Origin of the sequence: Streptomyces sp. NPDC001406 (assembly GCF_042895285.1) — a bacterium.
In the GTDB taxonomy this organism is placed as follows: domain Bacteria; phylum Actinomycetota; class Actinomycetes; order Streptomycetales; family Streptomycetaceae; genus Streptomyces.
In genome coordinates this window covers 30,306-44,160 of the sequence record NZ_JBIAWG010000006.1, presented here as the reverse complement: position 1 = coordinate 44,160, position 13,855 = coordinate 30,306, and the positions used below count along the sequence as shown (strand labels likewise).

The 13,855-nt window shown below is 71.8% G+C and carries 12 protein-coding genes; 10 read left to right on the top strand and 2 right to left on the bottom strand.

Going from position 1 to position 13,855, the window contains the following annotated elements; translation table 11 throughout:
* Positions 1–17 precede the first annotated feature (17 nt).
* Positions 18–719, bottom strand: a complete 702-nt coding sequence (locus ACFY1J_RS15670; RefSeq protein WP_390731338.1) for a FadR/GntR family transcriptional regulator — start codon at positions 717–719, stop codon at positions 18–20.
* Positions 720–883: 164 nt separating this feature from the next.
* On the opposite strand from ACFY1J_RS15670, the gene ACFY1J_RS15665 reads away from it, so the two are divergent.
* The 8 genes from ACFY1J_RS15665 to ACFY1J_RS15630 are packed head-to-tail and all read left to right on the top strand — an operon-like array spanning position 884 to position 8,714.
* Positions 884–1,954, top strand: a complete 1,071-nt coding sequence (locus ACFY1J_RS15665; protein ID WP_390705722.1) for a sugar ABC transporter substrate-binding protein — start codon at positions 884–886, stop codon at positions 1,952–1,954.
* Positions 1,951–3,453, top strand: a complete 1,503-nt coding sequence (locus ACFY1J_RS15660) for a sugar ABC transporter ATP-binding protein (RefSeq protein ID WP_390705723.1) — start codon at positions 1,951–1,953, stop codon at positions 3,451–3,453. The genes ACFY1J_RS15665 and ACFY1J_RS15660 overlap by 4 nt, the downstream gene beginning before the upstream one ends.
* Complete coding sequence (locus tag ACFY1J_RS15655; RefSeq protein WP_390705724.1) at positions 3,446–4,471, top strand: ABC transporter permease; 1,026 nt, start codon at positions 3,446–3,448, stop codon at positions 4,469–4,471. Before ACFY1J_RS15660 ends, ACFY1J_RS15655 begins: the two co-directional genes overlap by 8 nt.
* Before the next feature lie 38 nt (positions 4,472–4,509).
* Positions 4,510–5,850, top strand: a complete 1,341-nt coding sequence (locus ACFY1J_RS15650) for an L-fuconate dehydratase (RefSeq protein WP_390731337.1) — start codon at positions 4,510–4,512, stop codon at positions 5,848–5,850.
* Positions 5,847–6,602, top strand: a complete 756-nt coding sequence (locus ACFY1J_RS15645; RefSeq protein WP_390731336.1) for an SDR family NAD(P)-dependent oxidoreductase — start codon at positions 5,847–5,849, stop codon at positions 6,600–6,602. The genes ACFY1J_RS15650 and ACFY1J_RS15645 overlap by 4 nt, the downstream gene beginning before the upstream one ends.
* Positions 6,599–7,567: an aldo/keto reductase gene (locus tag ACFY1J_RS15640; protein WP_390731335.1), complete on the top strand. Its 969-nt coding sequence runs from the start codon at positions 6,599–6,601 to the stop codon at positions 7,565–7,567. Before ACFY1J_RS15645 ends, ACFY1J_RS15640 begins: the two co-directional genes overlap by 4 nt.
* Positions 7,564–7,878 carry an L-rhamnose mutarotase gene (locus ACFY1J_RS15635; protein ID WP_390705728.1) on the top strand — a complete coding sequence of 105 codons (315 nt, stop codon included), beginning with the start codon at positions 7,564–7,566 and terminating at the stop codon, positions 7,876–7,878. The genes ACFY1J_RS15640 and ACFY1J_RS15635 overlap by 4 nt, the downstream gene beginning before the upstream one ends.
* A complete protein-coding gene (locus tag ACFY1J_RS15630) occupies positions 7,875–8,714 on the top strand; it encodes an amidohydrolase family protein (RefSeq protein WP_390705729.1) in 840 nt (279 codons plus the stop codon). Before ACFY1J_RS15635 ends, ACFY1J_RS15630 begins: the two co-directional genes overlap by 4 nt.
* Here ACFY1J_RS15630 and ACFY1J_RS15625 read toward each other — a convergent pair.
* Complete coding sequence (locus ACFY1J_RS15625; protein ID WP_390705730.1) at positions 8,702–10,123, bottom strand: lipase maturation factor family protein; 1,422 nt, start codon at positions 10,121–10,123, stop codon at positions 8,702–8,704. The genes ACFY1J_RS15630 and ACFY1J_RS15625 overlap by 13 nt on opposite strands.
* A gap of 125 nt (positions 10,124–10,248) precedes the next feature.
* Here ACFY1J_RS15625 and ACFY1J_RS15620 point away from each other — a divergent pair, with 125 nt between their 5' ends.
* Both ACFY1J_RS15620 and ACFY1J_RS15615 read left to right on the top strand, forming a co-directional pair.
* Positions 10,249–11,553, top strand: a complete 1,305-nt coding sequence (locus tag ACFY1J_RS15620) for a DUF6777 domain-containing protein (RefSeq protein WP_390731334.1) — start codon at positions 10,249–10,251, stop codon at positions 11,551–11,553.
* Positions 11,554–11,612: 59 nt separating this feature from the next.
* Positions 11,613–13,700 (top strand): SpoIIE family protein phosphatase, encoded by a 2,088-nt coding sequence (locus ACFY1J_RS15615; RefSeq protein ID WP_390705732.1) that lies wholly within the window; start codon positions 11,613–11,615, stop codon positions 13,698–13,700.
* The last annotated feature ends 155 nt before the right edge of the window (positions 13,701–13,855 follow it).

Below are 13,855 nucleotides of genomic sequence, written 5' to 3'. Positions count from 1 at the left end.
GACCGGATGTGGGTGGGTCAGGGCCCCAGTTGGGCTCTGAGCCACTCCTCCACCTCGCCCACGTGCGCGGCCGCCGCCGCGCGGGCCGCCTCCGGGTCGCGGGCGGCCAGGGCGCGGTGGATCGCCGCGTGTTCGCGGCGGGTGCGGGCGAACGCGCCCTCCTCCTGGTAGCCGCGCCAGACGCGGGCGCGGAAGGTGCGGGAGGACAGGCCCTCCAGGATCGCCGCCATGGTGTCGTTGCCCGCGGCGGCCGCGATCTCGCGGTGGAAGGTGAGGTCGTGGGCGAGGATCTCCTCGGGGTCGTCGGTGGCGTTCATCGCCGTCAGGTGCTTCTCCACCTCGGCGAGCCGGTCCGGGGTGATGCGCGCGGCGGCCAGGGCGGTCGCCGTGGACTCCAGGATCCGGCGCACCTCCAGCAGTTCGACCAGACGCGGGCCCCGGGAGAGGTCGGCGACCACCCCGAAGGTCTCCAGGAGGTCGCCCGCCTCCAGCGCGGTGACATAGATACCGGATCCGTGCCGGGCCTCCAGGACGCCCAGCACCGTCAGCGCGCGGATCGCCTCGCGCATCGAGCTGCGGGAAATGCCCAGCTGGGCGGCCAGATCCCGCTCGGTGGGCAGACGCTGGCCCGGTTCGAGGCTGCCGTCGGCGATCATCGCCTTGATCCGCTCGATGGCGCGCTGTGTCACGGTGCCCTTCTGCGGGGCTGCTTCCTCCACGCCATTCCTCCAGTCGCCGAGTGCGTCGCAGTCTAACCACCAAGGTGGTCCGACCACTACGAGCAAGAAGCGGCGAAATCCGCGTTCGGAGGCTGTTGTATCGCAGGAGTGGTCTGATAAGTATGCGGGCATCTGCTCGAACACGCTCGATGAGGAGCTGCCAGATGCCCGGCAGAACACTGAGGAAGCGGAACAGGCCCCGGATCATCGGCGTGGCGGCCCTGGCCGTCGGCGCCTCGCTCGTACTCGCCGCATGCGGCAGCACCAAGGACGACGGCGCCGCGGGCGCCAAGGGCGGCGGCACCGGCAAGGTCGGGGTGATCCTGCCCCTGCTGACCTCGCCGTTCTGGCAGTCGTACAACGACTACGTGCCGAAGATGGCCAAGTCGGAAGGCGTCGACGCGCTGAAGACCGTCAACTCCAACAGCGACGCCTCGCAGCAGATCACCGACATCAACAACGAGCTCAACCAGGGCGTCAGGGGCCTGGTCGTCGCCCCGCTGGACAGCGCCGCCATCGAGGCCGGACTCGACCAGGCCGACCGCAAGGGAGTGCCGGTCGTCGCCGTCGACGTCGCGCCCGACAAGGGCAAGGTCGCCATGGTCGTCCGCGCCGACAACGTCGCCTACGGCACCAAGGCCTGCGACTACCTCGGCAAGCACATCACCGGCGGCAAGGTCGTACAGATCATGGGCGACCTCGCCTCGGTCAACGGCCGGGACCGCTCCGAGGCCTTCCGGACCTGCGTGAAGAAGAACTACCCGAAGCTCAAGGTGCTGGAGATCCCCGCCAAGTGGGAGTCCGACACCGCGGCCTCCAAGCTCGACACGCTCCTCAACGCCAACCCCGACATCAAGGGCATCTACATGCAGGCGGGCGGGGTGTATCTGGCGCCGACGCTGCAGACCCTCAAGTCGAAGAACATGCTCAAGACGGCCGGCCAGAAGGGCCACATCGCCATCGTCTCCAACGACGGCATCCCGCAGGAGTACGACGCCATCCGCAAGGGCGAGATCGACGCGACGGTCTCCCAGCCGGCCGATGCCTACGCCAAGTACGGCATGTACTACATCAAGGCGGCGATGGAGGGGAAGACGTTCCAGCCCGGCCCCACCGACCACGACTCGACGATCGTCAAGCTGCCCAGCGGCATCCTGGAGGACCAACTCCCCGCGCCCCTGGTCACCAAGGACAACGTCGACGACCCGAAGCTGTGGGGCAACACCGTCAAATGAGCGCACCCGAGAACGCGCCGCTGGTGGAGGCACGCGGCATCGTCAAGCGCTACGGCCCCACGGTCGCCCTCGCCGACGGCCGGCTCACCGTGCTGCCCGGCGAGTCCCACGCCCTGGTCGGCCGCAACGGCGCGGGCAAGTCCACCCTCGTGGGCGTCCTCACCGGCCTCCAGGCGCCGGACGAGGGCACCGTCCGCTTCGACGGCCGGCCCGCGCCCCCGCTCACCGACCGCGACGCCTGGCGGAGCAAGGTCGCCTGCGTCTACCAGAAGCCCACGGTCGTACCGGAGTTGACGGTCGCCGAGAACCTCTTCATCAACCGCCAGCCGCTCAACCGGGGCTTCATCAGCTGGCGCAGACTGAAGACCGAGGCCGCCGAGCTTCTCGACACCTGGGACGTCCATGTCGACCCCGAGGCCCGCACCGCCGACCTCAAGGTCGAGGACCGCCAAATGGTGGAGATCGCACGGGCGTTGAGCTTCGGTGCCCGGTTCATCGTGCTCGACGAGCCGACCGCCCAGCTCGACAACCATGAGATCGAGCGGCTGTTCAGCCGCATGCGGGCGCTGCAGGACTCCGGCGTCACCTTCCTGTTCATCTCCCACCACCTCCAGGAGGTGTACGAGGTCTGCCAGACCGTCACCGTGCTGCGCGACGCCCGCTGGATCACCACGGCTCCCGTCGCCGACCTGCCCAGGGCGGCCCTGGTGGAGGCGATGGCGGGGGAGACGGTCACCCGGTACGACCAGGTGCGCACCACGGTCGCCGCCGATTCCCCCGTCGTGCTCGACGTGCGCGGCCTCCACTCCGCCGCGTACCGGGACGTCGACCTCACCGTGCGCGCCGGTGAGGTCGTCGGACTCGCCGGGACCAGCGGCAGCGGCAAGATCGAGCTGGCCGAGTCGCTCGCCGGTCTGCACCCCCCGAGCGGCGGGTCGGCCCGGCTCGACGGGGAAGCGCTCCCCTTCGGCGACGTACGGGCCGCGCTGACGGCGGGCGTCGGCTGCGTCCCCCGCGACCGGCACGAACAGGGCCTCGTCCCGTCCATGACCATCGGCGACAACACGACCATGAGCGTCCTGGACCGGCTCGGCCGTCACGGCTTCGTCGGCACCCGGCGCAGGCGCGGCTTCGCCACCGAGCTGATCGAGCGCCTCGACATCCACACCGAGGGCCCCGAACAGCCCGTCTCCGACCTCTCCGGCGGCAACGCGCAGAAGGTCGTCATGGCCCGCGCCCTCGCCTCCGACCCCCGCCTCCTCGTCCTCATCAACCCCACCGCCGGCGTCGACGTGAAGTCCAAGGAGTCCCTGCTGGCCCGCATGGACGGCGCCCGCGAGGACGGCACCGCCGTGCTCGTCGTCTCCGACGAACTCGACGACCTGCGCCGCTGCGACCGCGTCCTCGTCCTCTTCCACGGCCGCGTCGTCGCCGAGCACCCGGCCGGCTGGCGCGACCACGAGCTGATCGCCTCCATCGAAGGAGTGGACCATGGCTGACACCAAGGCCCCACCGCTCACCCCGGTACGCTCCCCCGACCCGCGGGCGGCCAGGGCCGTACTGATTCGCCGGGCTCGCGAACTCGCCCTTGTGCCCGCCCTGTTGCTGCTCATGGTGCTCGGCGCGGTGGTCAACGACTCGTTCCTCACCGAGCGCAACCTCGTCTCCGTCCTCGGCGCCTGCGCCGCGCTGGCGATGGTCGTGCTCGCCGAGTCGCTGGTGCTCATCACCGGCAGGTTCGACCTGTCCCTGGAGTCGGTCGTCGGCATCGCGCCCGCCGTCGGAGCGCTTCTGGTGCTGCCCTCCGCCCAGTCCGGCTGGGGCACCGAACTCCCGGCACCGCTCGCGCTGTTCGCGGTCCTCCTCGTCGGCGCGGCCGTCGGTGCCTTCAACGGCATCCTGGTCGTCAAGTTCCGGCTCAACGCGTTCATCGTGACGCTCGCGATGCTGATCGTGCTGCGCGGACTGCTGGTCGGCGCGACCAAGGGCAAGACCCTCTTCGGCATGCCGGACAGCTTCTACTCGCTGGCGACCACCACCTTCCTCTCCGTCCCGATGTCGGTGTGGCTCGCCGCCGTCGCCTTCGCCGTCGCCGGGTTCGTACTGAAGTACCACCGCGTCGGCCGCGCCCTGTACGCCATCGGCGGCAACGCGGACGCGGCCCGGGCGGCCGGTATCCGGGTCGAGCGCGTGATGCTCGGCGTGTTCGTCGTCGCGGGGGTCCTCGCCTCGGTCGGCGGGATCATGCAGACCGGCTATGTCGGCGCGATCAGCGCCAACCAGGGCAACAACATGATCTTCACCGTGTTCGCGGCGGCCGTGATCGGCGGCATCAGCCTGGACGGCGGCAAGGGCACCATGTTCGGCGCGCTCACCGGCGTACTCCTGCTGGGTGTCGTACAGAACCTGCTCACCCTCGCCCAGGTGCCGTCGTTCTGGATCCAGGCCATCTACGGCGGAATCATCCTCGTCGCACTCATGATTGCCCGCGTGACGACGGGCCGGGCCCAGGACTGACCCCCGCCGCCCCCTCTTCACCGACCGAAAGGCCTTCCGTGTCCCCGACCCCCGCCCGCGTCACCGCGCTCGACACCTACGACATCCGCTTCCCCACCTCGCGCGAGCTGGACGGCTCCGACGCGATGAACCCCGACCCCGACTACTCGGCGGCGTACGTCGTGCTGCGCACCGACGCGCCCGACGGACACGAGGGGCACGGGTTCACGTTCACCATCGGGCGGGGCAACGAGGTCCAGGTCGCCGCGATCGACGCGCTGCGGGGCCATGTGCTGGGCCGCTCCGTGGACGAGCTGTGCGACGACCCGGGGTCGCTCTTCCGGGACCTGATCGGGGACAGCCAACTGCGCTGGCTCGGCCCCGAGAAGGGCGTGATGCACATGGCGATCGGGGCCCTGGTGAACGCGGTCTGGGACCTCGCCGCCAAACGCGCAGGCAAGCCGCTGTGGCAGCTGCTCGCCGACGCCGAACCCGAGTGGATCGTGCGGCAGATCGACTTCCGGTACATCACCGACGCGCTCACCCCCGAGCAGGCGCTGGACCTGTTGCGCCGCGGCCGGGAAGGAGCCGCGGGGCGCCGGGCCCGGCTGCTGGAGCGCGGCTTCCCCGCCTACACCACCTCCGCCGGCTGGCTCGGCTACGACGACGACAAGCTCACCCGGCTGGCCGCCCAGGCCGTCGCCGACGGCTTCCGGCAGATCAAGCTGAAGGTGGGCGCCGACCTCGACGACGACGTACGCCGCTGCCGGGTCGCCCGCTCGGTCGTCGGACCCGGCATCCGCCTGGCGATCGACGCCAACCAGCGCTGGAACGTCGACGAGGCGATCCGCTGGACCAAGGCGCTGGCCGAGTTCGACCCGTACTGGATCGAGGAGCCCACCAGCCCCGACGACGTCCTCGGACACGCGGCGATCCGCGAGGCCGTCGCCCCTGTGAAGGTCGCCACCGGCGAGCACGTCCAGAACCGGATCGTCTTCAAGCAGATGCTCCAGGCGGGCGCTCTCGACGTGGTCCAGATCGACGCGGCCCGGGTCGGCGGCGTCAACGAGAACCTCGCCGTCCTGCTGCTCGCGGCCAGGTTCGGCGTCCCGGTCTGCCCGCACGCGGGCGGCGTCGGACTGTGCGAACTCGTCCAGCACCTGGCGATGTTCGACTACCTCGCGGTCTCCGGCACCACGGACGACCGGGTCATCGAGTACGTCGACCATCTGCACGAGCACTTCCTCGCCCCGGTGGTGATCCGCCAGGGTCACTACACGGCACCCACCACGCCGGGCTTCTCGGCCACCATGCGGCCCGAGTCCATCGCGCGGTACACGTTCCCCGGCGGCACCTTCTGGGCCGCCGACCCCGCCACACAGAAGGGACGGGCGGCGTGAGCGACTTCGAGGGACTGAGCGCCCTGGTGACCGGCGGCGCCTCCGGGATCGGCCGGGCCACCTCCGCACTCCTGGCCGCACGCGGCGCCCGGGTCGCCGTCCTGGACGTCGACCCCTCGTCGGTGGACGAGCCACTGCTCGGCTACCGGGCCGACGTCACCGACGACACATCGGTGCGCGAGGCCGTCGAACGGGCGGCCGGGGAACTCGGCGGACTGGACATACTCGTCAACAACGCCGGCATCGGCGCCCAGGGCACCGTCGAGGACAACGACGACGAGGAATGGCGGCGCGTGTTCGACGTCAACGTCCTCGGGATGGTCCGCGCCGCCCGCGCCGCCCTCCCGCATCTGCGCCGGTCGCGGCACGCGGCGATCGTCAACACCTGCTCCATCGGCGCCACCGCCGGACTGCCGCGGCGGGCGCTCTACAGCGCCACCAAGGGCGCCGTGTACTCCCTGACCCTGGCCATGGCCGCCGACCACGTCCGCGAGGGCATCCGCGTCAACTGCGTCAACCCCGGTACCGCGGACACCCCGTGGATCGGCCGGCTGCTGGACGCGGCACCCGACCCGGCCGCCGAGCGCGCCGCGCTGGAGGCCCGGCAGCCCACCGGACGCCTCGTCTCCGCGGAAGAGGTCGCGGGCGCCATCGCCTACCTGGCGAGCCCGCTGTCCGGCGCCACCACCGGCACCGCCCTGGCCGTCGACGGCGGCATGCAGGGCCTCAGGCTGCGCCCGGCGGGCCGATGAGCGCCCTCGGCCGCAGCGGCGTCGAGGTCAGCGCGCTGGCCTTCGGCGCCGCCGGGATCGGCAACCTGTACACCGAGGTCGGCGAGGAACAGGCGCACGAGGCGGTGGCCGCCGCCTGGCAGCGCGGCATCCGCTACTTCGACACTGCCCCGCACTACGGGCTCGGCCTGTCCGAACGACGGCTCGGCGGGGCCCTGCGGAACTTCCCCCGGGCGCAGTACACGGTCTCCACGAAGGTCGGCCGGCGCCTGGAGCCCGCGGACCTCCCAGGCGACGACCTGGCCAACGGCTTCGCCGTGCCCGCCACGCGGCGCCGGGTGTGGGACTTCAGCGCCGACGGCATCCGCCGCACCCTGGAGGCCAGCCTGGAACGGCTCGGCCTCGACCGGGTGGACATCGTCTACCTCCACGACCCCGACGACCACGCCGAGCAGGCCTTCCGCGAGGGCTACCCGGCCCTGGCGAAGCTCCGGGACGAGGGCGTGGTCGGCGCGATCGGCGCGGGCATGAACCAGACCGCGATGCTCACCCGCTTCGTCCGCGAGACCGACGTCGACGTGGTGCTGTGCGCCGGCCGCTACACCCTCCTCGACCACAGCGCGCTCACCGACCTGCTGCCGGCCGCCCGCGAACGGGGCACGTCGGTCGTCATCGGCGGCGCCTTCAACTCCGGCCTGCTGGCGGATCCACGGCCGGGAGCGACGTACGACTACGGGGCGGCGCCGCAGGAACTGCTGGACCGCGCCCTACGCCTCAAATCAATCGCCGAGCGCCACGGCACCACCCTGCGCGCCACCGCCCTCGCCTTCTGCGCCGCACATCCGGCGGTCGCCGGCGTCCTGGTCGGGGCCCGCTCAGCGTCCGAAGTCCACGACTGTGCCGACCAGTTCGAGACCGCGGTCCCGGACGCCTGCTGGCGGGAACTGCGCGAGGCGGGCCTGTTGCCCGGCGAGGAGGCGTCATGAGAGTTGCCCTGCACACCAGGGTCCGCGCGGACCGCGTGGGCGCGTACGAGGCCGCGCACCGTGAGGTTCCGGCCGAGCTCACCGACGCCATCCGTGCCGCCGGTGCCACGTCCTGGACGATCTGGCGCAGCGGTACCGACCTCTTCCACCTCCTGGAGTGCGAGGACTACGGCCGCCTCCTCGCCGAACTGGAGAAGCTGCCGGTGAACGTCGCCTGGCAGACGCGGATGGCCGAACTCCTCGACGTCGTGCACGACTACTCCGCCGACGGCGCGGGCGCCGGTCTGCCCGTCGTGTGGGAGCTGCCGTGACCGTCGACGCCCACCACCACGTCTGGGACCTCTCGATCCGCGACCAGGACTGGATCACCGGCCCCGAACTCCGGCCGCTGCGCCGGAACTTCACCCTCGCCGAGCTGGCACCGCAGGCGCGGGCGGCCGGAGTCGACCGCACGGTCCTCGTCCAGACGGTCACCGTGCCCGAGGAGACCCCCGAGTTCCTCGCCCTCGCCGACGCGCACGACCTCGTCGGCGCGGTCGTCGGCTGGACGGACCTGACCCGCCCCGACGTCGCCGGTGAACTGGCCCGACTGCGCGAACTCCCCGGCGGCCGGTACCTGAAGGGCATCCGCCACCAGGTCCAGGGCGAGCCGGACCCGCAGTGGCTGCTTCGTTCGGATGTCCGCCGAGGGCTCGCCGCCGTGGCCGACGCGGGCCTGGTGTACGACCTCGTCGTCCTGCCCCACCAGCTCCCCGCCTGTGCCGAGGCGGCCGCATCACTGCCCGGGCTCACCTTCGTCCTCGACCACCTGGGCAAACCCCCCATCGCCTCGGGGGAAATCGAACCCTGGGCGACGGCCGTCCGGACCTTCGCCGCACTGCCCAACACCGTGGCCAAGCTCTCCGGCCTGGTCACCGAGGCCGACCACGCCTCCTGGGCGGCCGGCGACCTGCGCCCGTACACGGACGTGGCTCTGGAGGCCTTCGGCCCGCACCGCCTGATGTTCGGCTCGGACTGGCCGGTGTGCACACTGGCCGCCACCTACCGCGAAGTGCTCACCGTCACAGGCGAGTTCACCCCACAGCTCAGTGAGGCGGAGCGCGTCGCCGTCCTCTCGGGCACCGCCACCCGTGTCTACCGCCTCTGAATGGCCTCGGCGAGCCGTGTCGGCGGCAGATAGTCCCGCACATACGTCCGTTCCCAGCACGCGCCCGTCTCCCGCAGCTCCCGCCAGGTCGTGTAGCGATAGCGGAAGAGACGGGCGCGGATGTAGCGGGGCGGCTCGTCGAGCGGGAACGGGGAGCTGCGCAGCAGTTTCAGCGTGTCCCGGTCGTTCTCCAGCAGCCGCTCCACCAGCGCGCCGAACCAGGACCCGGCGTAGGCGGGCGAGAGCGCGGCGAACCACATCAGCCAGTCCAGCCGCAGGTGGTACGGCGCGAACTGGCGCGGCCAGCGCCGTGGATCGCCCGGCTTGCCCTTGAACTCGTACTCCCGCCACCGCGCGTCCTCGTGCAGGACGTCGTCGAGCGTGCCCTCCACCACCACCTCGTAGCGGATACGGCTGACGCTGCCGAACGCGCCGTAGGTGTTCACCAGGTGCAGCGGGTCGAAGGAGCGGTTCATGACCTGGCGGCGGGAGATCATGTTCATCACCGGGTGGTAGCTCAGCCAGACGATGAGCGCGGCCACGGCGAGGACCACGATCTCGTACCAGAGCGGCGCCGGCGGCACGGACGGCGCGGCGGCGGGGATCCGCAGCGCCGACAGGGCCAGCACGATCGTGATCCAGTTCAGCCAGGAGAAGTTGCCGGACAACACGAGCCACAGCTGGGTGACGATCATCAGGGACGCGGCGGCCGTCGCGATCGGCTGCGGGGTGAACAGCAGGACCGGCACCACGAGTTGGGTGAAGTGGTTGGCGGCCACCTCGACGCGGTGCAGCGGCTGCGGCAGATGGTGGAAGAACCAGCTCAGCGGGCCCGGCATCGGCTGGGTCTCGTGGTGGTAGTAGAGGCAGGTCAGCTTCCGCCAGCAGGCGTCGCCGCGCATCTTGATCAGACCGGCGCCGAACTCGACGCGGAACAGGATCCAGCGCAGCAGGAACAGCACCACGATGGGCGGCGCCACCTCGTCGTTGCCCACGAAGGCACCGAGGAAGCCGACCTCCAGGAGCAGCGACTCCCAGCCGAAGGCGTACCAGGTCTGGCCGACGTTGACGACCGACAGATACAGCGCCCAGGGCACCAGCCACAGCACCAGTCCGCCCCACAGGGGCAGTTGTGAGTCCATGCCCGCGAGCAGCGCCGCCGACACGGCACAGCCCGCCCAGCAGCAGCCCGCGAACAGACGGTCCGAGTAGCGGAGGTGGAACAGGCTCGGCGCGTCCCGGAAGCGCACCCGGCGCAGAAAGTGCGGGATCGGCAGCATGCCCCGCTCACCCAGCAGCGCACGGAACTGCAGGGCCGCGGTCAGGAACGCGACGAGATACACGCCGGCCAGAGCCCGCTGGAAGATCAGTCGGCTCCACCAGTACTCGGGTGCGGTGAACCAGTTCACGGCCGTGCGCTCCTGCCTCCATTGTGGCGCCGCGGGCACGGCGCGCCCCACGCGCTCGTCACCCTGTGTACCGCACCGCTCCACTTGCGTAACCCGAGCGAGTGAAGCAGACAATAGTGAACGAATTGCCCCAGCTGAAGTGGGAGAACGTGGTGCGGATACCCACCGGAACCACCGTCATGGCCTGTCTGCTCTCGGCGGTGCTCCTCGTCGCCGGCTGTGCCCGCGACGGCGCCGGGGACACCGGTCCGAGCGGCGAGGTCTTCCTGCAGCCGGTCGCGGCCCAGGGCCCCGACCCCTTCACCGGTTCCACGGCGACCGGCGGCCCCCACTCCGCGGACCAGATCACCCGGACGGCGCAGTCGGTCGGCCCCATCGGGAACATCGCCCTGCCCGTGAGCGGGGTGCGGTCCGTCTCCGGCGGCACGCCCGGCCTGTACGGCGGCACCGCACGGGTGGGCAGCTGCGACGTCGAGCGGCAGATCGGCTATCTGGCCGCCGACCCGGCCAGGGGCAGCGCGTTCGCCCGGGCCGAGGGCATCACCCGGACGGCGGTACCCGGATATCTGCGCGGTCTGACGCCGGTCGTGCTGCGCGCGGACACCCGGGTCACCAACCACGGGTACCGGGACGGGCAGGCGGCCGGATTCCAGTCCGTCCTGCAGGCCGGCACCGCCGTGCTGGTCGACGACCGCGGTGTGCCGCGTGTGCGCTGCGCCTGCGGCAACCCGCTGAAGCCGCCCACGGCGACCCACAGCGCCGCCGGCACCGGCGGGCAGGCCTGGTCGGGCTACCGGCCCGGCGAGGTGTTGGAGGTGACCCCGGCACCGCACGCCATCACCAGCATCACGATCATCGACCTCGGGTCACATGCCTGGATCGAACGCCCGACCGGTCACGATGTCTCCCACGACCACGTCGTACACCCGCCGGTGAGCGCGACACAGCCGCCGCGCACCGAGCAGCAGAAGCCGCACGAGCACGAGAACCGCCCCAGTGCCTCCCCCGGCGAGAGCGGCAGGGCGCCGGTCACCGCCCCCTCCGCCGTCCCGGCCGGCTGCGCCACCCCGACGCCCACGCGCCGCCCGAACTCCGGCGGCGCGACGGCCCCGGTCGCCGCGGACGCCGGCGGTGCCGTGGCCCCGGTACGGCCGCAGGCGTCGGGCTGTGCCACCGCGACGCCGTCCGCGACCGTCCCCCGAACCCAGCAGGCTCCCGTCGGCGGCCGGCCCACCCCCGGCATCTCCAAGTCCTCCCCGGACTCCGCCGCCACCGGGACCGCCGCCTCCCCGGACACCGCCGACGAGACCGGCCCCGGCACCGTCCCTGACGTGCCCGACCTGCCCGACGGCGGCGGACTCGTCCCCGACGACGGCACGACCGTCACCGACAGCATCTTCGACAGCCCCACCGGCGTCTTCGGCGACTGAGCCCCACCGTGCCCTCGATCCCGGTCGAAGAATCGGACGAATCCTGGCAAGGTGGCCCCATGGCTGATCAGGGGGCGCCGGCCCTGTCAGTCCCGGACGACCGGCCCGCCCACCCGGATCCGATTCTTGCGCTCAACCGCATGGGCTCGTTCGACTGGGACCTGGACAACGGCCGCTTCCACATGGACGCCCAGGCCCACGAGGTGTTCGACATCCTCCCCGAGGAGTACGACGGACGCCCCGAGAGCCTGTCGCTCCGTGTGCCCCAGCCCGAGAGCAGCCGGCTCGACGCCGTGGTCGCCCGGGCCATCAAGGACGGCAGCGAGAACTACGGCGCCTACTTCCGCATCCGCTGCCGCGACGGCACGCTGCGCTGGACCCACACCCAGGGCTACATCCGGCGGGACGAGACGGGCCGGCCGCGGCGGGTCATCGGCATCGTCCGGGACGCCACACAGGAACTGCAGGACAGCGAGGCGCGCAGCCTGCGGGCGGCCCAGGACGAGGCGGTCCGCAGACAGACCAACGTCGTGCAGGTCATCACGGCGGCCCTGTCGCACGCCCGCAGCGTCCAGGACGTCATCGACGTCCTCAAGGACACCCACGGCGTACGGCACCTGGGCGCGACCAGTCTGGTCATGGGCCTGGTGGAGGCCGGGCGGATCCGGCTGGTGGCCGAGGGCCCCGAGGGCAGCTTCGTACCCGGCACCCGGGTCACCCGGATCGACGAGCCCTACCCGATGAGCGAGGTCGTACGCACCCTCAGCCCGCGCTTCATCGAGTCCCGGGAGGAGTTCGCCCAGGGGTACCCGATCCTGTGGCCGCACATCACCGACCTGAACATCACCTCGGCCGCCTATCTGCCGCTCATCGCCCAGGCCCGCCCGATCGGTGCCATGGGGCTTCTCTACAACGACCGGCAGGGCTTCTCCGACGAGGAGCGCACCGTCATCGTCGCGCTCGGCAGCAGCATCGCCCAGAGCCTGCAGCGGGCCATGCTCTACGAGCAGGAGAAGGACCTCGCCCAGGGCCTGCAGCAGGCGATGCTGCCGCGCACCATCCCCAGCGTGCCCGGCGCCGACGTCGCCGTCCGCTACCGCTCCGCCTCCGCCGGGGGCTCCCTCGGCCGGGACATCGGCGGTGACTGGTACGACCTCATCCCGCTGCCGAGCGGCCGGGTCGGGGCCGTCATCGGCGACGTCCAGGGGCATGACACGCACGCGGCGGCCGTCATGGGCCAGCTGCGTATCGTGCTGCGCGCCTACGCCGCCGAGGGGCACACGCCGGCCACCGTGATGGCCCGTGCCTCCGTCTTCCTGCACGAACTCGACACCGACCGCTTCGCCACCTGCCTGTACGCGGAGGCCGACCTGTCCACCGGCGTGGTGCAGGTGGTCCGCGCCGGTCATATCGACCCGCTGGTGCGACGGACGGACGGCAGCTGCCACCGGGTCTGCGTGGAGGGCGGGCTGCCGCTCGGTCTTTCCGCCGAGTTCGGCCGGCTGGAGTACCCGGTCTCCACCCTCGAACTCGACCCCGGCCAGACCCTGCTGCTGTGCACCGACGGACTCGTCGAGCAGCCCGGCGCCGACCTGGACGACGGCGTGCAGACCCTCACCTCGCTGATCGCCGCGGGCCCGGACGACGTGCGCAGCCTCGCCAACCGGCTGATCCAGGTGGCCGAGGCGCGCGGCGGCGACGACGACGTGGCCCTGCTCCTGCTGCGCCGCCGGGTCCTGGACAGCGTGCGGACCCCCGCCCGGCTCCAGCAGCACGTGGCCCCCGGCGACCCCGAGGCGCTGACACTGGCCCGGCACATGATCCGCGCCGCGGTCCGCGCCTGGGGCGCGGGCGACCGCGCCGACGAGATCGAACTGGTCGCCGACGAGTTGATCACCAACGCCCTGATGCACACCGAGGGCTCCGCGGTCGTCACCCTCAGAGTCCTCACCGGCAGCGACCGGCGCCTGCGCGTGGAGGTCGAGGACTCCTCCAGCGCCCTGCCACGCCGCCGGGAGGCGGGGGAGTCGGGGGTTTCCGGGCGCGGGCTGCTGCTGGTCGACATGCTGACCGACGTGTGGGGCGTGGAGGCCCGGGGCGGCGGCAAATGCGTGTGGTGCGAGTTCCTGGTACCGGAACGCGGCTGACCGGTGCTCCAGCGCCGTGGCGCGCCGCGCCGGGTCGCGGGTGCCCGTGGGCGGCTGACCGGGGCGGCCTCGGATGGCACTCTGGAGCCTCACCGGCAGCGACCGGCGCCTGCGCGTGGAGGTGGAGGATTCCTCCGGCGCTCTGCCGCGCCGCG

What these genes read in the sequence shown, in the direction of transcription:
- ACFY1J_RS15665 (WP_390705722.1), top strand. Translation starts at nt 884, where the DNA reads ATGCCCGGCAGAACACTGAGGAAGCGGAACAGGCCCCGGATCATCGGC.
- ACFY1J_RS15660 (WP_390705723.1), top strand. Translation starts at nt 1,951, where the DNA reads ATGAGCGCACCCGAGAACGCGCCGCTGGTGGAGGCACGCGGCATCGTC.
- ACFY1J_RS15655 (WP_390705724.1), top strand. Translation starts at nt 3,446, where the DNA reads ATGGCTGACACCAAGGCCCCACCGCTCACCCCGGTACGCTCCCCCGAC.
- ACFY1J_RS15640 (WP_390731335.1), top strand. Translation starts at nt 6,599, where the DNA reads ATGAGCGCCCTCGGCCGCAGCGGCGTCGAGGTCAGCGCGCTGGCCTTC.
- ACFY1J_RS15635 (WP_390705728.1), top strand. Translation starts at nt 7,564, where the DNA reads ATGAGAGTTGCCCTGCACACCAGGGTCCGCGCGGACCGCGTGGGCGCG.
- ACFY1J_RS15615 (WP_390705732.1), top strand. Translation starts at nt 11,613, where the DNA reads ATGGCTGATCAGGGGGCGCCGGCCCTGTCAGTCCCGGACGACCGGCCC.